This window comes from Paraburkholderia sp. J8-2, from assembly GCF_905220195.1.
Taxonomy (GTDB): Bacteria; Pseudomonadota; Gammaproteobacteria; order Burkholderiales; family Burkholderiaceae; genus Paraburkholderia.
In genome coordinates this window covers 53,265-72,719 of record NZ_CAJMZA010000022.1, presented here as the reverse complement: position 1 = coordinate 72,719, position 19,455 = coordinate 53,265, and the positions used below count along the sequence as shown (strand labels likewise).

The window sequence follows — 19,455 nt, the reverse complement described above, 5'->3', positions numbered from 1 at the left end:
GCGGCCGCTATTTGCACACCTCGTCTTCGTAATCCGAGGCCGTCTGGCCGATGCTCGACCTGGCTTTGCCCTCGTCGAGTACCGCCAGCGCCGCGGCATGGCCAAGCGCCTGCAGCGACGCGATCGACTCCGCCGAAAAATCGAAGTCGCGCGCAAACGTCGACCTGTCCAGGGCTGCGCCATCGAGCGAAATGCGGTGGATCTGCACCGGCGCGTGGTTGCCCATCAGACGAATGTACTCCGGAGACTGCCGTACGCGCGCGGCAGCCGCAGCGTCGAGCTGGGCCGTGACACGCTCGACGAGATCGCGGAAATCGTTGGCGTTCTCCTCGAAGCGCAAATCGTTGCGCACGCGGTCTGCATAGACAATCTCGTCCCGGCGCAGCATCACCTCGAAGAGATTCGACGGGAGCGGGCGGCCCCCGGAAAACAGATCGACGACGAATACGCGTCCCGCGACCTGGCCGCAACGCTCGATCACGAGGTCGAGCGGCGAATTGCTGACGACGCCGCCGTCCCAGTATGCGCGGCCCTCCACCGTCGTCCACGGCATGGCAGGCGGCAGGCTGCCGCTTGCGAGCAGATGCTCGGGCGTCAGCCGGTCGACGTAGCTGTCGAAAATGCGCCGCTCGCCGCTTGCGACATCCACGGCGCCAAGCAGCAGGCGCGTCGGGCTCGCAGCCAGCGCATCGAAGTCGACGTAGCGTCGCAAGAGCGCGAGCATCGGCTGCGTGTCATAGTAGCTCGTCCACCACGGCGAGATGCTGCCGATGCCAGGCGCCCCCATCCACCAGCGCGGGCGCATGAAATTCGGTACGCCAAAAAGCGCGAGATGCCACGCCAGTTCGGTCTGTCGCAGATGCGCGCACGTGCGCGGCGAGGCGAGTCCCTCGATCGACAGGTCGCACCAGAAGGCATTGAGCGCCGCAACCGCCTCGCCAGGATGGCTCGCAACGACTGCGCCGTTGAACGCACCAATCGACACGGCCGAGACGATGTCGGGGCAAACCCCGTGCGACTCCAGCGCACCGATCGCCCCGCTCTCGAACGCGCCAAGCGCGCCGCCGCCCTGCAGGATGAGCACGGTCTGCGTAGGCAGCGCGCCGAGCCGCGAGTCCGCATGCTCCAGCGCCGCGCCACAATGCGCCAGATTGCGCCGGTGGCGGATCATCTCTTCGGCGGCAACCGCGTCGTCGGCCGGCGCGCCGATCGAGAACATCGCCCGCAGCACGTTGTGCTTCATGAACAAGAGCGTATATGGCGGCCGCGCAAACTCGCCACGCTCGACAACCTCCTGCGCATCGGAGGGGTCGCCGATAAAGTTATAGGGCACGTCGAAAACGTCTCCATAGAAGATCGAAACATCGCGGTACGGCATACGTGCGCCGCGCATGTTGCGAGCGGCGACGCGCCCCTGACGCACCGCATTGTCCCAGTGCTCGACACGCCGGCGCGCACCTCGCACCGCATCGGGAAAGTTCGCCACATCGCCCGCGGCATAGATGTCCGGGTCGGAGGATTGCAGGCACTCGTCGACGATCACACCGTCGTTCAGCTCGAGGCCACTGCCGGAAAGAAATCCGCAGTTCGGCTCCACGCCCGTCGCAACGACGGCCAGCTCACACTCGAGCGCGCGGCCGTCGCTGAGCACCGCGCCGGCGAGTGCGTCGTTGCCCGTAAAGCGCTCCACGGTGAACCCGGTCAGCACCTCGATGCCGTGGTCCGCGCAGAGTTGACTGAAATGCGCCGAGAGCAAGGGGGAATGCAGTTGCGGCAGCATCTGCCCGCCGCGTTCGATGAGCGTGACCTCGAGGCCCAGCTCGCGCAACGCCGCTGCGGCCTCGACGCCCACGAATCCCGCGCCGACCACGAGCGCCCGGCGTTTTCCCGCCGCGTCCGTTCGCAACGCCGCGGCGTCCCCGATATCGTGCAGGCCGTGCACGCCCGCAAGCGCGGCTCCCGGAACATCCAGCACGTGCGGGGAGGCACCCGTCGCGATTAGCAGCTTCCCGTAGCCCACCGCGGTGCCGTCTTCGAGCTGCACGAGATGCGCGTCGCGATCGAGCGCTGCGGCCCGAGCGTGCAGCAGCAACACAATGTTCTGATTCTCGTAGAAATCCGCCGGGTGGATTGTGACCCGCGCGGCGCCGACTTTCCCGGTAAGGAAGCCCTTCGTGAGCGGCGGCCGCCGGTACGGGAGAACGGGTTCGCCACACAGGATCGCGATGCTCGCACCCGGCTCCTCATGGCGCAGCGAGCGCGCTGCGGACACGCTCGCAATGCCGCCACCTGCCAGCACATAATCGAAACGCTGCTCGGGCATACCTTGCTCCTGCATATGGCTCATCTGGGCGCCGCCTCATGCTCGCGCGCGGCAAACGCATCCTTGATCGCCAGCACGAAGCGGGAAACCTTCTCGACTGCCGCGTCGGTGCGCATGTCTCGCGCGGAGATCGCACAGGTCGCTATCGGCGCCCGTCGCGCGAGCTGCGCCATCTGCGCGAATGCATCTTCACTGCCGCGGCCGCCCATCGTGCAAAAGAACGCCACTGTGCGCATCTGGTGCCAGTGCAGCGAGAGCCACGTCGCCACCGGCGTCGACGCGCGCGCCGCCCATACCGGCGTACCGACCAGGATGACGTCGTAACTGGCCAGCGCATGGCTCATCGGTTGCAGGTGCGCGGGGCGCTTGCGGACCACGTCGAGGATCGAAAGCAGGAAGCCCAGGGGACCGGCACGGCGCCGGAATTCGACTTCGTACAGCCGCTCGTAATCCCCATCGAGTTCGGCAGCGAGGCGTCCGGCAACCTCTGCCGTCGTCTCGCTGCGCGAATAGCTGACCACGAGGATGCGTGATGGTGCGTTCAAGGCGACCTCCATCAAGTTTCACCGATGCAAACCACGTCGCACTATGAGCGGCGCTTCACTTCAAGATGAGGCTGACGCGCCGAAATAAGGCGCAGTTCGTCAAGCAGGTTAGCGGCTGCGTGCAGCAGATCGTCGAGCGAAACGATGCCTATGAGTCCGCCGTCTGCACCGACCACGGGCAACCGGCGCACGCCATGCAGGCGCATTCGTCTCGCGAGCAGCCAGATATCGTCGCCGTCATCGGCGACCAGCGCAGGCGTCGACATTACGTCGCCGGCGTACAGCCTGTCCGCGGCCGCGTCCGGGCTCACCACCGCAAGCACGATGTCCCGATCGGTCAGCACGCCGAGCGGCACGCGCACGCCTCCGTCATCTCGCACGACAACCAGATCGCCCGCGTGCAGCGCGCGCATTCTCGCCGCGACTTCGACGATGGATGTTTGCGCGTCGCAGGTGGCAACTTCACGTGTACAAAGCGTGCCAGCGTTCATTGCACGTCCCTCCATGCGGTAAGCAACTGTTCGCACGATCCAGCGTGACTCCCCTCTTTACATACGAGCGCGAACGGGGCGCCCGCGCTCGTCGCGTGCCATGGCTCGACGTCCGGCACCAGCGCGTCGCCGAACCGGTGAACCAGAAGGACACCGGCACAGACGACAGCCACGGCCGTTACCATGCCGAAAGCCACGCGCTCGAATCGGCGGAAGAAGCGTTCCATGTCAGTGTTTCAGGTTTCACTCGACGTTCAGGAGGTTGACGATCGTATGCACGCCCGGCGTGGCTTTGGCCGCCCCGTAGATGAGTTTGCGCTCGGCGTGCGACGCTACCTTGCCGGTCAGGGTGACCGTGCCGCCGTCAATCTTGATCTCGACATGCTTCGCCTCCCGCTCCCCGTGCCGCCCGATCGCGGCGCGAATTCCGCGTGCTATATCTTCGGCTGAGGTCGCACCGCGAATGCGGACCTTGTTGTTCACGCCCGTAACACCGAGCAAATGCGCTATCGCCTGCTGTGCGGCGTGGCTCTGGTATCCCCACTCGCACTCGCCAAACAACGTGACGCAGCCCTTCTCGACCTCTACCTGGACATTCTGATTGTTGACGCCAACGGTCCACTCGAGGATCGAGCGCGCCGTGTTCGCTATATCCTCGTCGCTACGTAAGTCGCGAACCGACAGACGCACCTCCATCTCGACGACGATCCCGCGTACGCCCGCGACCCGAGCAGTCGCCCTTTGCGCCGCAAGCTTCGCCGCGTAGCTTGCGGGGTGGCCCGACAGCGTCACGACCCCGTTCGAGACCTCCACGCCGATTGTCGCCGGCTGGATCGACCGGTCGCACGCGATCTCGGCCTCTACATCACGCTTCAATTCCAGATCGGATTTCATTACATTCGACTCCTGATTTCTTCCCGCCGCGATTTCACTACGCCAACGATTCATGCCGCCGGGACCAAAGCGAAATGTCCGCGAACAAATTCACGCACCCGCGCGAGGTTGGTGGATGCCTTAGCAGGAAGCATTGCCGGGCCGACTTCGTCGAAGTGCAGGTGCCCGATCACGTCGAAACCGGACGCACGAAAAACATGCGTATCCTGCAACAACTGCATTGCCTGCCACCGGCCGTCTGCCACGAACGAGGCCAGCGGCGCGGCCGAGACCGTCACCACGACGGCGCGGCGCCCCGACAGCAAGCCGTGTACACCGTCCGGTTGGGTCTCGTACGCGAAGCCACGGCTGAACACGCGGTCGATATAGCCCTTCATCATCGCAGGCATCGCCATCCACCAGAGCGGATAGACGACCGTCACGACGTCGGCCGCGAGTACATCTTTCTGCGCGATCACGACGTCGGCCATGCGAACGTGCACGTCGCTTCCCTCAGTCAGTTCCTCAGCGGAGAGCACGGGATCGAACCCCATCCGGTACAGGTCATGAACGCGCACGTCATGGCCAATGCGGACCAGTTCGCCAACGTAGTCACGCGTCACGTTCATCGTGAAGCTGTCTTCCACCGGGTGCGCGACCACGATCAGATGTTTCTGCATGGCGGTAGCTCCTTTTAAAAAGACCGCTGCACGAATAAATTCATCCTGCGCGCGCCAGCCGCCATCCGATTGACACACATCAATCATGCGAGGATCGCCTTGCCGGCTGCCCGGTTCACTCGACGACCAGTTCGTCCACTACGCGCCGCACGCCGCGCGTCGCCCAGGCGGCGCCACATGCGGCGCGGCGGTCGCGCAGCGAAGACACCTTGCCGCTGAGCGTCGCCACGCCGCCTTCGACCGCGACATGAATGCCGGCAAACTCCCGCTGTGCGCGGCGCGCGAGCGCCGCCGAAATGTGCCCGGCAACATCAGCCACGGCGTCGCTGTTGCGCACTGCGATCCGGTTCACCACGCCCATCACGCCGCGCATGCTACTAACGACCTTCTCGGCCAGATTGCGTTGATAGCCCCAGTCCACTTCGCCCACGAGCGTCACGCAGCCGCGATCCACCTCGATATGAACCTGGCTTTCGGCAAGACCTGCCTGCCAGTGCAGTGCGATCACGATAGCTTCGGCGAGATCGACGTCCGAATGCTGAACCTTCGGCGGCGGGGCAACCGTAAGCTCGAAGACGATCGCTCGGCAACCCGCCACCCGCTCGACGGCTCGCTGGACGGCCATTTTTTGCGCGTAACCGGGCACCGTGCCCGACAACGTCACGATACGGTCCTGTACGCTGACATCGACGCGCGAGATATCCACCTCGGGGTCCCACGCGAGTTCGCGCGCCACCTCGTCTCTCAGTGCTTCATCGGATTTCATTGCGGCCTCCTCTCGAGCTTTCCGCCCGGTTGCTCCGCCTCAAGCATCGCTCGGCGCGACGCCGCGCGGCTGATATCGATCAATCCATTGCGCGCCGCGCCGCCTCGCGTCCGGTGGTCAGTTCGACGATTTCCGCGGTGATCTCGTCCTGGCGCATCGCACGATACTGTTGCGAAAGGCTGGCGAGCCGCGCTTGCACGTTCGTGCGCGCAGCAAGCATGGCGCGTACGCGTGCCTCGTTCTCGGCCGCGAAGGCGAGCATCAGCGCCTCGCACAGTTCGAACGACACATAAAGTCCGACGAGCCTCGCAAGAATCCGCGTGGGCGCCACGTTGACGAGCGGCGGCAACGCACGCGGCGTGACGTGAAAACGCGCGAAATCGAACGGAATGAGTGTGCGCTGCACGACGCACAGGCGCGACTCGCCAGGCAGCGCGTAAGTGAGCGTGACGCGTGTCGCGCGCTCGCCATCGGCAAGCCGGGCGTAAAGCGCATCGGACACGCGGGCCGCGAGACGGGGAACGGCTGCCGGATGCGCGGCCATTGGCGCTGACCAGGCCTGCGCGAGACCACGCTGCGCGCATGCGCTCACGAGCCGTGTACCGACCAGCAGCCAGTGACTGACGCGCTCGCGAGGGCGGAGCAGGGCTTCGTCCGCAATCCGGTCGTTGAGACCGCCGACGAAACCCTGCTCCGCACCGATGACGATGCGCACCTCGGCGCCGTCGCCCGAGTTCGCAGCGCCCGGCAACGCACTCGAGGGGTCAAACGCAAGGACGTCCCCAATCGCTGCTCCAGCCGCTGCTGCGCACGCGCGGATACCGGCGAGCCGCGCATGGGCGTCGCGCGAGCGCGCCGCGGCAATCCCGCGCATGGCGCCGACCACGGCTTCCAGCTGATGGGTCGCGCCGATCCGGGCTTCGACCTCGCCGAGCTTTCCGCTCATATCGCCTCCTCGCCAGGCGCGACACGGCCCGCGCCGGCTTCGTCGCGCACAATGCCCGCGATGCATTCACGCACCCGTTCGCGCAACGCGGCAACGTTTTGGGATGATTCTCCATCCGAATCGTCAACTGCAAGACGCTCGCGGATCTTTGCAACGGCGCTCACGGGCAGCGCATCGAACTCGCCATCGGCGAGCGCTCCGAGCAGCGCGACCTGCCCGGCAGTGCCAAGCGGGTTGAAGCGCGGCTGCGCGAGCAACGCGCGAATGCGCTCGCCGCGCACAATTTGCGCACTCACACGCACGTCCGTGAGGCCGCCAAAGCGCGCGAACATCTCCAGCTCGAGAAACTGCGCGTAGTCGATCCTCAGCCGCCCCGCCACCTGCCGCAGTGCGCTCACTTGCGCCTTGCCGCCCACGCGGCTCACGCTCAATCCCACGTTGACCGCAGGGCGCTGGTTCGACGCGAACAGCGCCGCATCCAGCACGAGCTGGCCGTCGGTGATCGAAATCAGGTTGGTTGGAATATAAGCCGAAAGATTGCCCGCGTCGGTCTCGGCAATCGGCAGTGCAGTGAGCGAGCCGCCGCCCAGTTCGGGGCTCAACCTCGCCGCACGCTCCAGCAGCCTTGCATGCAGATAGAAGATGTCACCGGGGTAGGCCTCGCGCCCGGGCGGCTCGCCGGTAAGCAGAGCCAGTTCGCGGTGTGTGGCGGCGTGCTTCGAAAGATCGTCGATCACGACCAGCGCGTGCCGGCCACGGTCGCGAAAATACTCGGCGACCGAGAAGCCCGCGAACGGCGCGATCCATTGCATGCCAGGCGAAGCCGAAGAAGGTGCCGCCACGAACACGCAGCGCTGCGGCGCGCCGCGCGCGCGCACGGCATCGATCACGCGCTGCACCGCCGTGGCGCGCTGCCCCACGGCGACGTACACGCAGATCACGTCGCTCGCGCGCTGGTTGACGATCGCGTCGACCGCAAGCGACGTCTTGCCGGTAGCGCGGTCGCCGATGATGAGCTCGCGCTGACCGCGCCCGATCGCGAACAGCGCATCGACGATCAGCACGCCAGTTTCCAGCGGCTCGCTCACAGCGCCCCGCTCGACGATGGCGGGTGCGGGGCGCTCCACAGGCAACCATGTCTCGGCGGCGAGCAACTCGCCGCCGTCGAGCGGCCGCCCAAGCGGATCAATCACGCGCCCAAGCAGCGCCTCGCCCACCGGCACCTGAAGCACGGCGCCGGTGCGCTCCACACGCTCCCCGGCCTCCACACCTGTCGCGCCGTCGAGCAGCACTACATTCGCCAGATGCGCGTCGAGCGTGCGCACGTAGCCCGTCGCGCCACTCGCGAAGCGCACCGTTTCGTCGAGTGCGACATCGGTGAGCCCCGCGATGCGCGCAACGCCGTCGGCCACGCTCTCTACGCAGCCGTTGGTTTGCGCCTCCGCCGCGATGCGCACGCGAGCGAGCGCGTCTTGCGCTCGCGATAGCCAGCTCGGCGCTCCGGACTCAGCCGCGCACACCACCATGCTCCAGCAATGTCTCGCGAATGGCGTCGAGATCGTGTCGCAGATGATTGCGCACCGCCGCGTGCGCGCCCATGAGTTCGAGCCCGGCGATCAGCGTGGGGTCAGCGCGCACGCGCAGCGTGACGTCGCGCCCGAGCACCGCGCCGAAAGCCGCCTCGCAGGCTTGCTGTTCGGCCGCGCTCAGCGCGCGCGGCGCAGCCAGCGCAAGCGGCTCGCCCTGGGCGCCGAATTCGGCGCGCGTCTCGGGCGGCAGCGTTGCCAGGGCCTCGGCCGTCGCGCCAATGAAGCCCTGCACACGCGCCTCCGGTGGCATGCGATCGAGAAGACGGCCCGCAATCACTACCGCAAGCCGTACGGCGTCGTCCTCGATGTCGCGCGCCTGCGCAGCGCGCCCGCGTTCGATTTCGCTCTCAGCCTGGGCACGCAGTTGCGCGGCTTCGGCTCGCGCCTGCACAAGCAGGGCCGCCTTGTGCGCTTCGGCGTCTGCCTGCGCGGCGCGAAGCGCTGCGTCACGGGAGGCCGCAAGCCGCGCGGTTTCGTCGCGCGCGGCGTCGTGCTCGGCCTGCGCTGCCAGGCGGTTTGCCTCGGCATCCGCAAGCAGCGCCTGCGCCGCTTTCTGACGCGCGGCAACGATATCCGCCACGGGGCGGAACAAGAAGCGCGCGAGCAGCCAGACCAGCACGAGGCCATTGACCGTCTGCAGCGCGAGCGTCGACCAGTCGATATGCATGGTGCTGCCCCGCTATTTGACAAACGGGTTGGCGAACAGCAGCAGAAGCGCCAGCACGAGGCAGTAGATCGCCATGGTTTCGATCATCGCGAGGCCGACGAACAGCGTACGGGAGACGGTGCCCGCGGAATCGGGCTGCCGTGCGATGGCGTCCATGGCGGCGGCAACGGCGCGGCCTTCGGCGAGCGCCGGGCCAATGGCGCCGAACGACACCGCGAGCGCGGCGGCCGCAATGCTGACGATTTCGATGAGATTCATGACTTTCCCTGTACGCGATGTCCGGGACCCGAGCGCTCGCCACCCGCCGCGGCGCCGACGAACACCATCGCCAGCACCGCGAATATGTAGGCCTGCACGGCACCGGTGAGGAGGTCGAGCGCCATCAGCGGAATGGGCACGAGCAACCCCGCGAGCGAGAGCACGATGCCGACCACGAACACGCCGCTCATCACGTTGCCGAAGAGGCGCACGACGAGCGAAAAGGTGCGCGTGAGCTGCTCCACAACGTTCAGCGGGATCATGACCCACGTCGGCTCGGCGAAGGTCGCCAGATAGCCGCGCAGCCCGCGTGTGCGCAGACCGTGAAAGACGGTTGCTGCAAGCACGATCAGCGCGAGCGCGGCGTCGGTTTCGAGATGTGCGGTCGGCGGCTCGATACCCGGCAACAGTGACGACCAGTTCGCCGCCAGCACGAACACAAATAGCGTGCCGATCAGCGCACGGTACGGGGCGGGGTCGCCTTCGATCGTGTCGCGAATCTGGGCGTCGAGCGTGGTGACGAGCAGTTCCAGCACGGTCTGCGTCTTCGAAGGCGCAAGCGCGAGCCGCCGCGTGAGCAAGACCGCAGCGGCGGCCATGCAGGCCATGATGGCCCACGTGACCACGACCGGTGCCGTGATCGAGAGCGCGCCGAGGTGCCAGAGCGGTGTGGTGGCGAGCGGCGAGGCTTTCATCATGTCTGCACCGCCTGGCGTAGCACGACATGGCGAGCGAGCAGCAGCCCGGCCATCCCCGCGAGCAGCGCCGGGAAGCCCGCGCGCGCGAATGCGAACAGGATAAACGCAGTCAGCACGCAGCGCACGGCCTGTGCGCCGAGCGCAATACCCATGCGGCCCGCCGCAAAATACCGCGCGTTCCACCGCAGCGCGGCGAAGTGCGCCGCCCCGGCCGCGACTCCAGCGGCAAGAGCCGCCGCGCATGCCCAGATCGTCGAGTGCTCAGTCATCCTGATGACCCCGCTCCTGTCGATGCATCCACTTCCATGCGAACCAGAGACCCGCCGCCGCGCCAAGCATGAGCATCGGCGCCGAGAAGAACACGCGCGTGCCGAAAAAGCGGTCGAGCATGTGGCCGATCGCGAGCCCCGCCAGCGTCGGCAACACGATGGTCCAGCCGAGAATGCCGATCTGCCCGAGCCGGCTGCCGAGCGACGGCTCCGGTTGCGCGCGGCCACGCGCCTCGCGCTGCGCGGCGTCGCGCGCCGCCTGCGCCATGTGGTTGCGCTCACCTGACGGATCACTCATCGCCCTCGCTCCTGCGGCGCTGTAATCTCCTGTCCGTCCGGCACCCCTGGGCCGCGCAGATAACACAGCATCTGCCGCACCGCCTGGGCATGCAGGCGCACGGTCTCCACGCGCATTCGCCGCTCGGCGTCGATCTGAGCCGCGCGCACACGGGCGACTTCGCGCTCGAGGCGCTCGAGCGAATCGCCGACGATCGCCTCGCGGCATGCAACGGCCACCGTGCGTCCGCCGGATACCGTCAAGAGGCCGCCGTCCACTGCGCAATAGCGCCGTTGCCCGTGCGGCCCGACCCAGCGCACCACCGAAGGCACGAGCATCGTGATGAAGTCCGCGTGTGCCGGACGTATGCCAAACGAGCCGCTCTCGTCCTCGGCGCGCAAGGAGCCGGCGACCTCATGATTGACCACCATGTCCAGCGGCGTGGCGATCGTCAGGTCGAGTAGCACGGCCATGCTTGCCCCCTATGCGAGTGCGGCCGATGTGGCCGCTGTTGCCGAAACGCGCTCTTTCTCGCGCACTTCGTCGAGCGTGCCGACCATGAAGAACGATCGCTCCTGCCAGTCGTCGCACTCGCCGGCGAGTATTGCCTTGCAGCCCGCCAGTGTGTCGGCAATCGAGACCGAGCGGCCCGGCTGTGCCGAGAATGCTTCCGTGACCGCGAACGGCTGCGTGAGAAAGCGCTGCAAACGACGCGCGCGTTGCACGAGCAGACGGTCTTCGGCGCCCAGTTCCTCGACACCAAGCAGCGCGATCACGTCCTGCAGTTCGCGATGGTGCTCGATGAGCCGTCGCACTTCGATCGCAACCGCCGCGTGCTCCGCGCCGACAACGAGCGGATCGAGCAGCACCGACGACGAAGCGATCGGGTCAATGGCCGGATACATGCCCTCCGCCGCCATGGCGCGCGAGAGTACGACCATGCTGTCGACGTGCGCCGCGATTGTCGTCACGGCGGGATCGGTGAAATCGTCGGCAGGCACGTAGACAGCCTCGACGGCCGTCACCGCCGCATCGCCCACCGAGACGATGCGCTCCTGGAGCGCGGCCACTTCGCTCGCGAGCGTCGGCTGATACCCGACCCGCGAAGGCATGCGCCCAAGCGACGCCGACACCTCCGCGCCCGCCTGCACGAAGCGAAACACGTTGTCGATCATGAGCAGCACGTTCTGGCGCTTCTCGTCGCGAAAGTGCTCGGCGATCGTGAGCGCCGTGAGTGGCACGCGCCAGCGCGCGCCCGGTGGCTCGTTCATCTGACCGTACACCAGCACCGTACGCTCGAGGACGTCCGATCCGCGCATATCCGAGAGCATCTCGTGGCCCTCGCGCGAACGCTCGCCGACCCCCGCGAACACCGAGATGCCCTGGTAGCGCTCGACCATCGCATGTATCAGCTCCATCAACAGCACGGTCTTGCCGACGCCCGCGCCGCCGAACATCGCAGCCTTGCCGCCCTGCGCGAGCGGCGCGAGCAGATCGATCACCTTGATGCCGGTAGTGAAGATCTCGGTGGAACCGCGCAGCGCCGCCAGCGGGGGCGACGTGCGGTGAATGGGGCGGCGCGGAACGTCTGCGTCGAGCGGCGCGCCGCCGTCGTGCACCACGCCGCTCACGTCGAGCAGCCGGCCGAGCACCGCGTCGCCCACGGGAACCTCGAGCGGCCCGCCGTACGCTTCGACGCGGGCGCCGCGCCGCAGACCCGCCGTGGACTGCAAGGCGAGCGCGCGCAGCACGGTGGTGCCGAGATGCGCTTCGACTTCCGCTGTGAGGCGAGAGCCGTCGTCGCGAATGATCGACAGCGCGTCTTCGACGGGTGGCAGCGGCCCAGCTTCGAACACGACGTCCAGCACCGCACCGCGCAAGGCGCTCACGCGTCCGACGGCGCGCGTGGCAGAAGCCGCAGTGTCGTTTGAGGGATGGTTGTTGGGCACAGGGCTTCTCCGCGGCATCATGCGAGCACGAGCTCGTCGATGACCGCGCTCACGCCGGGCTGTGCCCACGCCGCACCGCGCGCCACGGCACGTTCGGCTTCCGATGCAACGGTACCCTTGAGCGTCACCACGCCGTCGCTGATTTCGACATGGATGCGAGTGGCCTCGTCCTCGGCGTAGTGCAGCAGCGCCCGACCGATACGCTCGCTGATCTTGCTGGCGTCCGTACGCCGGTGCGCCTCCACACGGTTCGTGATCCCCGTCACGCCACGCAAGCGCACGAGCGAGCGAATCGCAAGTTCGCGCTGCCACTCCCATTCGACAGCGCCCCGCAGGAAAAGATGACCGTCCTTCACTTCAACTTCCACGGCCCGCTGCGGCACCCCTGCCGTCCAGTGCAGGACGGCGCGCACCATATCCGCGATCTCTTCGTCGCCGGGCGAGTCGGTAACCGGCACGTCGACCCGCATGCGCGCGACAACGGAACGCACGCCGCTCACGCGCCATGCGGCGCGTTCGGCGGCATGCGTCTGGGCAAGCGACGGCGCCGATCCCGTAAGAGTCACTACCCCGTTCGCCACTTCGGCACGAATGCGCGATGCGTCGAGCGCGGGGTCGAACGTCAGTTCGTCCAGCACGTCCTGCTTCAGTTGCGTATCGGCTTTCATGGTGCGCTCGCGCCGGCGTCATCTATCGAATCGGCATCCTGATGATCACGCACTCGAGGAAACGGAGCCGCTCGCGGGCTTGGCCGGTATCGCCTCGCCGTTCGGGCGCAAGCCGACGAACTGGCCGAGATACGTCATCCAGTCGGCCGCTGGCGGCAGGACGCCTGCCGGGTGCGAGGCCTGCGCCTGCGCGTGCACGCAAGCTTTTTCGAAATCGACTGCTGCCTCTCGCATCAAGGCCCCAAATGCCGCCTGGCTTCGCGCAGCCAGATCCTGACCTTGCTCGCATAGCGCCGTGCTGGCCGCGAAATATTCGCGCATCAAGGTTTGCCACGTCTGCACGAATGCCCCCGAATCGTACGTGCGAGCATCCAGAAGGGCCTCGCAGGCATGTTGCACAGCCACACGGTCGCGTTCCACGCACTTCGCCTGCAGGCCCAGCGCGGCCTGCAGTTCCTCCAGACCCAGCTGCACCATGCGTGTGCCCACGCTCATCATGCACATTGGCGCAAACTGCATGTTCTGAGGGGTGTCTGTCATTTCGATCTCCTGGTCGATTGAACGCCGTTGCGTGATCTACCGCTCGCGGCGTTGCACGGCAGCCCGGGTTCTTCGTTCAATCTAATGGGGGCGCTTCCCGTGCAATTGACCTGCATCAGAAGTTTTTGGGGCAGGTTGGCGGCGCAGGCGCGCAGACAGGATCCGGCTTCTCTTGATTTGAATCAGAAGCGGACCTGCCCGGGCGCGCGAGCCTTTCCATTGCTCCGATTGACACGCGCGCAATCCGCGCCTCACCGCCATGACTTACCCGACCAATAGCGACTTGCCTCTGGGCGTACGCAATCATTTGCCTCCGCATGCCCAGGACATCTTCCGGGCCGCATTCAATCGCGCCTACGCCGACCACGCCCTGGACCCGCGCCGGGAGGAAGCCGCCCGCCGGATTGCGTGGGCAGCCGTGAAGCGCCTGTATGGCCGCGACGGGATGTACTGGGTACCACGGTAGACGATCCTTCCCCACGGCCTCCATGAATACGCTCGCCGAAGATACCCTCGCTGTGCGCCTTCTGCGTCTTGTCGATTCGCTCGCCGCAGAGTTGCATGGCGAAGCGCTGCATCCCGTGCGCGTTTCGATGACGACGCAGCTCGAACGGGATCTCGGCTTCGACAGCCTCGCGCGCGCCGAACTCGCAGAGAGGATCGAACACACCTTTGCCGTCCGCCTGCCACCCGATGCGTTTGCAGCCATTACACCTGCGGACCTGCTCAAGGCGATCGAACAAGGCGCCCAGCGCGCGCCGCATTTCCAGGCGCAGGCCGAAGTGCGAGACGAACCCACGCTGGCGGTGCCCGAGCAGGCCCAGACGATGGCCGACGTGCTTCGCTGGCACGCGCTCCGCCACCCTGACCGGCTGCATCTCACGCTGATCGAGAACGGCGCTTCTACGGTGCTCACCTATGGCGCGCTCTTTCGGCGTGCGTCGCACGCGGCCAATGCCCTGCGCGCGCTCGGCGTCGATCCTGGCGCGCGAGTTGCGATCATGCTGCCTACCGGCGCCGACTATTTCGTCGTCTTCGCGGCGCTGATGCTGTGCGGTGCCGTTCCTGTGCCGATCTATCCACCCACGAGCCTCGCCCAGGTCGAGGAACACGTCGAACGCTATGCTTTGATCCTTGCCAATGCGCAAGTCTCGGAGCTGATCGCTGCGGCATCGCTGGGCGCGGTGGCACACATGCTCAGGTTGAACGTGCCGACGCTGCGTCAAGTCGTCACGAGCGCGGCACTTGCCCCGTCACCGACTGAAGGTAACGAGCCTGCGCCATTCGTCAGAACCGCACCGAACGACCTCGCGTTACTCCAGTACACCTCGGGCAGTACAGGCGAGCCCAAGGGCGTGATGTTGAGCCACGCGAACCTGCTTTCAAACATCCGCGCGATGGGCGAGCGCATGCAGGTGCAACCCGGCGACAAACTGGTGAGCTGGCTGCCCCTCTATCACGACATGGGACTCATCGGCGCGTGGCTCGCCCCGCTCTACTTCGGTTTTCCGCTCGTCGTCATGTCGCCGCTCGCATTCCTCGCGCGTCCCGCAATCTGGCTGGAAACGATCTCGCAATACCGTGCGACGATCACCGCTGCGCCTAACTTCGCATACGAGTGGTGTGCGCGGCGCGTGCCCGAGCGCCAGCTCGCCGGGCTCGATCTTGGGTCATTGAGATTTGCGTTCTGCGGCTCCGAGCCGGTGAATCCCGACACGCTGCGGGCGTTCGCTGACCGCTTCGCCCCGTTCGGGTTCGACGCGCGCGCCATCACGCCGGTCTACGGGCTCGCCGAAAACACGCTCGCCGTCACGTTCCCCGCGCCGTCGCGTGGCCTGCGCGTCGACCTCGTGCAGCGCGAGGCCCTGAGCATGTGCGGTGAAGCCATAACGGCGGGCGCACAAGACGGGCTGCTTGCGCTTGTCGCGTGCGGCTATCCGCTCGCGGATACCGGGCTGCGCATCGTGGATGACAACTGGCAGCCGCTCGCCGAGCGCCGTATCGGGCATATCGAGTTTCGCGGCGCGAGCGCGACGACGGGCTACTACCGTAACCCCGGGCAAACGGCACGTCTCGCGCACGATGGCTGGCTCGACAGTGGGGATCTAGGCTATCTCGCCGATGGCGAGCTGTTTGTGACGGGGCGGACGAAGGATCTCATCATTCGCGCCGGCCGCCACATCTTCCCCGATGAGCTGGAACATGCGCTCGGGCAGCTAAGCGGAGTCGAACCAGGCGGCGTGGCGGCCTGCGGCGAGCCGGATCCCCTGGCCTGCACCGAGCGCCTCGTCCTGATCGTCGAAACGTCGATGAACGAGGCCGCCGGGCGCACCGACCTTCAGGCCCGAGTCAACGCTGTCGCGAGGCGCCTGTGCGGCGCGCCCGCCGAACGGGTCTTGCTCGTTGTACCACAAAGCATTCTGAGAACGCCGGGTGGCAAGATCCGTCGCGCCGCGACAATCGAGCGCCTGCGCCACGGCGGTGCCCCTGAGCAGCCGACGCGTGCGCTCTCGCCGTGGCGTCGGACATTGGCGTTCGCCGCCGCCAACGCAGTTCCGCTCGTGCGTGCGGCCGGCGCGTGGCTGCGGCGTGCTGTCCGCGGAACCTGGTGCTGGTCGCTCGTCGGACTCGCGTTTTCGGCAGTCTGGGTACTGGTCACGCTCGATCGCGAGCCCGCGCGCCGCTGGCGCATGGCCGCTCGCGCGTGCCGGATGGTGCTGCGCGCGGTCGGCCTGCGCACGACGCTGCGCGGCGCCGAACATCTCGATGCTGCAACGCATCCCGTACTGGCCGCCAATCACGCGAGCTATCTCGATGTGGTCGTGCTGCTGGCCATGCTCCCCGAGCCGGTGTATTTCGTCGCGAAGCGGGACCTCGCGCGCCGCCCGTTCGTTGGCGGCGTGCTGCGCGCGCTGGGCACGCGCTTCGTCACGCGCGAGGACTACGGCCAGAGCCTGGCCGATGAAGCGAAGCTGGTCGAATGCGCCCGCGCTGGCGACGAAACGCTGCTGTTCTTCCCCGAAGGAACATTCGTAGCTGCCGCCGGGCTGCAGACGTTCAGACTGGGCGCGTTTCGCGCGGCTGTCCTGGCAAGCCGTCCGGTACTGCCCGTCGCCCTGCGCGGCACACGCGCTGCGTTGCGCGATGGACGGTGGATACCGGAGCGCGGCGAAATCGAGATCGAAATGCTGGACCCGATATACCCTGAGGGAAGCGATTTCCGCGCGATGGTCAGCTTGCGTGAGCGTACCCGCTCGGCGCTCCTCGCGAAATGCGGCGAGCCTGATGCAGGCGCTCAGGCCGCTTCCGTGGAATCACCGTTGGACGCTCACAGCCTGACAAGCAGTGACGCCAGCACGACACGTTGAACTGGACCCACTCGAGGCGGTAGACGTTGTCGTCCTGCGCCGCGATGTGCCGGACTCTGCGCGCCTCGACACCGTGCGCCCGTCACAGCGGCAAGCGTTCCGCCAGGGTCACAGGCATGCCGGCGTCCGCATCGAGCGCCGGCTCGCTGGCCGCGACGCGTCGCTTGACCGCAACGAAACTGTCGGGGCTCACCGAAATCGAGTCGATACCGCACTCGACGAGAAAAGCGGCGAACTCGGGATGGTGTGCGGGAGCCTCGCCGCATAAGCCGACCTTCGCGCCAGCGTGATGCGCGTCGGCGATCACCCTGCGCACCATCCATTTGACCGCTTCGCTTTGCTCGTCGAAGAGCCCGGAGAGCTGTGCCGAGTCGCGGTCCACACCCAGTGTGAGTTGCGTGAGATCGTTGCTGCCGATCGAAAAGCCGTCGAAGCGCTGCGCAAACTGGCGCGCAAGCACGACATTCGACGGAATCTCACACATCACATAGATCTCCAGACCATGGCCCCCGCGCTCGAGGCCGTTCTCCCTCATCACCGCCAGCACGCGGTCGGCTTCCTCGGGCGTACGGCAGAACGGAATCATCACGACGACATTGGTGAATCCCATCACCTCGCGCAGGCGGCGGATGGCGCGGCATTCGAGGGCGAAACCTTCGCGGTACAACGGCGAGTAGTAGCGCGAGGCCCCTCGAAAGCCGAGCATCGGGTTGGCTTCCTTCGGCTCGAACTGGGCACCGCCCACGAGATTTGCGTATTCGTTGGTCTTGAAGTCGCTCATGCGCACGATGACGGGTCGCGGATATTGCGCTGCCGCGATGCGCCCCAGTGCGCGCGAGAGATGCTCGATGAAGTACTCCGTGCGGTCCTCATAACCGGCGGTCAGATCGCGGATGGTGCGCTTCGCCTGTTCGTCCTTCAACTTGTCGAAGTGGACGAGCGCCATGGGATGCACGCGGATCTGGTTGCTGATCACGAACTCCATTCTGGCGAGCCCTATCCCATCGGCCGGGATACGCCACCAGCGAAACGCCGCCGCCGGATTCGCGAGGTTGAGCATGATGCCGGTGCGCGTAGGCGGCAGATTCGAGAAGTCGATCTCGTCAGCGTGAAACTCCGCGATGCCCTCGTACACCATGCCTTCCTCGCCCTGCGCACAACTCACCGTAACCGCCTGGCCGTTGCGCAGCACGCGCGTCGCGTTGCCGGTTCCAACGATCGCCGGCAGGCCGAGTTCCCGGCTCACGATCGCCGCGTGTGAAGTGCGGCCGCCGTGATCCGTGACAATCGCCGAAGCGCGCCGCATGATCGGCACCCAGTCCGGGTCGGTCGTCTGCGCGACCAATACCGCGCCGTCCACGAAGCGCGCCATGTCGCGGGGTTGCTCGATCACGCAGACCTGGCCCGCGCCGATGGCCTCCCCGACACTCACGCCCGAGAGCAGCTTCGGCCCGGTCTTGCCAATGCGCCATGTCTTGAGCGCGCCGGCATCGCGCCGCGACTGTACCGTTTCCGGACGCGCCTGCACGATGAATAACTCCCCCGTGATGCCGTCCTTTGCCCACTCCATGTCCATGGGGCAGCCATAGTGCGCTTCGATCAAGCACGCCCAGCGCGACAGATGCAGGATTTCGTCGTCGCTCAGCACGTAAGCCATGCGTTCCGCGCGCGAGGTCCGCACATTCTTCGTCGGCTGCATCCGGCTACGCGCGCAGGTCATCTTGACCGTCTTCGCGCCGCACGTCTTGCCGACGATGGGCGTGAACGCCGGGTCGTCCAGCAAGGGTTTGAAGACCTCATACTCGTCGGGGTCGACGATGCCTTGCACCACGTTCTCACCCAGCCCCCAGGCCGCGTTGATCAGAACGACGCGGTCGAACCCGGTTTCGGTATCGATCGAAAACATCACGCCCGCGCCACCCAGATCGGCGCGCACCATCTGCTGCACGCCAACCGAGACTGAGACCTCAAGCGCGTCGAAGCCCTTGGCCTGGCGGTAGCTGATCGCCCGGTCGGTATAGAGCGACGCGTAGCAGCGCCGGCAGGCGTCGAGCACCGCGTCGGCACCGCACACGTTCAAAAACGTTTCAAACTGGCCCGCGAAGCTTGCCTCTGGCAGGTCTTCGGCCGTCGCGCTCGAGCGCACGGCAACGCTCAGTCTCTCGTTGCCAGTCTGGCGGCAAAGGTCCGCGTATGCGGCACGGATACCCTGAGCGATCGCAGCAGGCCAAATGCCTCGCAGGAATGCCGCGCGGATCAGCGCACCCGTTTCTTTGAGCGTGCGACGTTGGCCCGCGAGATCATCCAGCGCGGCGGCGATGACGTCGGCGAGACCGTTTGCTTCGAGGAAGTCGCGATACGCCTGCGCCGTAGTCGCGAAGCCGGATGGTACTTTGACCCCGTGCGGCGTAAGTTTGGCGATCAGCTCGCCGAGCGACGCGTTCTTGCCGCCCACACGTGCAAGATCGGCGCGTGTGACCTGTGCGAGCGAGACAACGGGTGAGGAAGTGCTTTCCATGGGTTGCTCCGCGTAGAAACAGGAAGACAT

At 66.5% G+C, this 19,455-nt stretch carries 21 protein-coding genes; 2 read left to right on the top strand and 19 right to left on the bottom strand.

What is annotated here, in order from left to right; genetic code table 11:
• Positions 1 to 7: 7 nt before the first annotated feature.
• The 18 genes from U5A52_RS31720 to U5A52_RS31635 form a co-directional block, all read right to left on the bottom strand.
• Positions 8 to 2,347, bottom strand: coding sequence for an FAD-dependent oxidoreductase (locus U5A52_RS31720; RefSeq protein ID WP_321937778.1), 2,340 nt, complete (start codon positions 2,345 to 2,347; stop codon positions 8 to 10).
• On the bottom strand, positions 2,344 to 2,880 hold the full coding sequence (locus tag U5A52_RS31715) for a flavodoxin (RefSeq protein WP_321937869.1): 537 nt from the start codon (positions 2,878 to 2,880) through the stop codon (positions 2,344 to 2,346). Before U5A52_RS31715 ends, U5A52_RS31720 begins: the two co-directional genes overlap by 4 nt.
• Positions 2,881 to 2,909: 29 nt before the next feature.
• Positions 2,910 to 3,359, bottom strand: a complete 450-nt coding sequence (locus U5A52_RS31710) for a CBS domain-containing protein (protein ID WP_321937776.1) — start codon at positions 3,357 to 3,359, stop codon at positions 2,910 to 2,912.
• On the bottom strand, positions 3,356 to 3,586 hold the full coding sequence (locus U5A52_RS31705) for a hypothetical protein (protein WP_321937774.1): 231 nt from the start codon (positions 3,584 to 3,586) through the stop codon (positions 3,356 to 3,358). Before U5A52_RS31705 ends, U5A52_RS31710 begins: the two co-directional genes overlap by 4 nt.
• Before the next feature lie 16 nt (positions 3,587 to 3,602).
• Entirely contained in the window at positions 3,603 to 4,253 is a 651-nt protein-coding gene (locus U5A52_RS31700; protein ID WP_321937773.1) for a BON domain-containing protein, read from the bottom strand.
• Between the two features lie 50 nt (positions 4,254 to 4,303).
• Positions 4,304 to 4,999: an NAD(P)H-dependent oxidoreductase gene (locus tag U5A52_RS31695; RefSeq protein ID WP_321937771.1), complete on the bottom strand. Its 696-nt coding sequence runs from the start codon at positions 4,997 to 4,999 to the stop codon at positions 4,304 to 4,306.
• A gap of 28 nt (positions 5,000 to 5,027) precedes the next feature.
• Complete coding sequence (locus tag U5A52_RS31690; protein ID WP_321937769.1) at positions 5,028 to 5,678, bottom strand: BON domain-containing protein; 651 nt, start codon at positions 5,676 to 5,678, stop codon at positions 5,028 to 5,030.
• 79 nt (positions 5,679 to 5,757) lie between these two features.
• Positions 5,758 to 6,624: a FoF1 ATP synthase subunit gamma gene (locus tag U5A52_RS31685; RefSeq protein ID WP_321937767.1), complete on the bottom strand. Its 867-nt coding sequence runs from the start codon at positions 6,622 to 6,624 to the stop codon at positions 5,758 to 5,760.
• Entirely contained in the window at positions 6,621 to 8,150 is a 1,530-nt protein-coding gene (locus tag U5A52_RS31680; protein ID WP_321937765.1) for a F0F1 ATP synthase subunit alpha, read from the bottom strand. Before U5A52_RS31680 ends, U5A52_RS31685 begins: the two co-directional genes overlap by 4 nt.
• Positions 8,131 to 8,880, bottom strand: a complete 750-nt coding sequence (locus U5A52_RS31675; protein ID WP_321937763.1) for a F0F1 ATP synthase subunit B — start codon at positions 8,878 to 8,880, stop codon at positions 8,131 to 8,133. The genes U5A52_RS31680 and U5A52_RS31675 overlap by 20 nt, the downstream gene beginning before the upstream one ends.
• 12 nt (positions 8,881 to 8,892) lie before the next feature.
• A complete protein-coding gene (locus U5A52_RS31670; RefSeq protein WP_321915692.1) occupies positions 8,893 to 9,138 on the bottom strand; it encodes a F0F1 ATP synthase subunit C in 246 nt (81 codons plus the stop codon).
• Positions 9,135 to 9,833, bottom strand: coding sequence for a F0F1 ATP synthase subunit A (locus U5A52_RS31665; protein WP_321937867.1), 699 nt, complete (start codon positions 9,831 to 9,833; stop codon positions 9,135 to 9,137). The genes U5A52_RS31670 and U5A52_RS31665 overlap by 4 nt, the downstream gene beginning before the upstream one ends.
• Positions 9,833 to 10,105: an ATP synthase subunit I gene (locus U5A52_RS31660; protein ID WP_321937761.1), complete on the bottom strand. Its 273-nt coding sequence runs from the start codon at positions 10,103 to 10,105 to the stop codon at positions 9,833 to 9,835. Before U5A52_RS31660 ends, U5A52_RS31665 begins: the two co-directional genes overlap by 1 nt.
• On the bottom strand, positions 10,098 to 10,403 hold the full coding sequence (locus U5A52_RS31655; protein WP_415774081.1) for an AtpZ/AtpI family protein: 306 nt from the start codon (positions 10,401 to 10,403) through the stop codon (positions 10,098 to 10,100). The genes U5A52_RS31660 and U5A52_RS31655 overlap by 8 nt, the downstream gene beginning before the upstream one ends.
• Complete coding sequence (locus tag U5A52_RS31650; protein WP_321937759.1) at positions 10,400 to 10,855, bottom strand: F0F1 ATP synthase subunit epsilon; 456 nt, start codon at positions 10,853 to 10,855, stop codon at positions 10,400 to 10,402. The genes U5A52_RS31655 and U5A52_RS31650 overlap by 4 nt, the downstream gene beginning before the upstream one ends.
• Before the next feature lie 9 nt (positions 10,856 to 10,864).
• Positions 10,865 to 12,331, bottom strand: coding sequence for a F0F1 ATP synthase subunit beta (gene atpD, locus U5A52_RS31645; protein ID WP_321937758.1), 1,467 nt, complete (start codon positions 12,329 to 12,331; stop codon positions 10,865 to 10,867).
• Positions 12,332 to 12,348: 17 nt separating this feature from the next.
• Positions 12,349 to 12,999 (bottom strand): BON domain-containing protein, encoded by a 651-nt coding sequence (locus tag U5A52_RS31640; RefSeq protein WP_321937756.1) that lies wholly within the window; start codon positions 12,997 to 12,999, stop codon positions 12,349 to 12,351.
• 45 nt (positions 13,000 to 13,044) lie between these two features.
• A complete protein-coding gene (locus tag U5A52_RS31635; protein ID WP_321937755.1) occupies positions 13,045 to 13,539 on the bottom strand; it encodes a hypothetical protein in 495 nt (164 codons plus the stop codon).
• Positions 13,540 to 13,798: 259 nt separating this feature from the next.
• Between U5A52_RS31635 and U5A52_RS31630 the strand changes: the two genes are divergently transcribed.
• Together U5A52_RS31630 and U5A52_RS31625 are read left to right on the top strand one after the other, a co-directional pair.
• On the top strand, positions 13,799 to 14,005 hold the full coding sequence (locus U5A52_RS31630) for a ChaB family protein (protein WP_321937753.1): 207 nt from the start codon (positions 13,799 to 13,801) through the stop codon (positions 14,003 to 14,005).
• A 22-nt stretch (positions 14,006 to 14,027) separates the two neighbouring features.
• Positions 14,028 to 16,907: an AMP-binding protein gene (locus tag U5A52_RS31625; protein ID WP_321937751.1), complete on the top strand. Its 2,880-nt coding sequence runs from the start codon at positions 14,028 to 14,030 to the stop codon at positions 16,905 to 16,907.
• A gap of 82 nt (positions 16,908 to 16,989) precedes the next feature.
• On the opposite strand, the gene ppsA is transcribed toward U5A52_RS31625, so the two are convergent.
• Positions 16,990 to 19,425 carry a phosphoenolpyruvate synthase gene (gene ppsA / locus U5A52_RS31620; protein ID WP_321937749.1) on the bottom strand — a complete coding sequence of 812 codons (2,436 nt, stop codon included), beginning with the start codon at positions 19,423 to 19,425 and terminating at the stop codon, positions 16,990 to 16,992.
• Between the last annotated feature and the right edge of the window lie 30 nt (positions 19,426 to 19,455).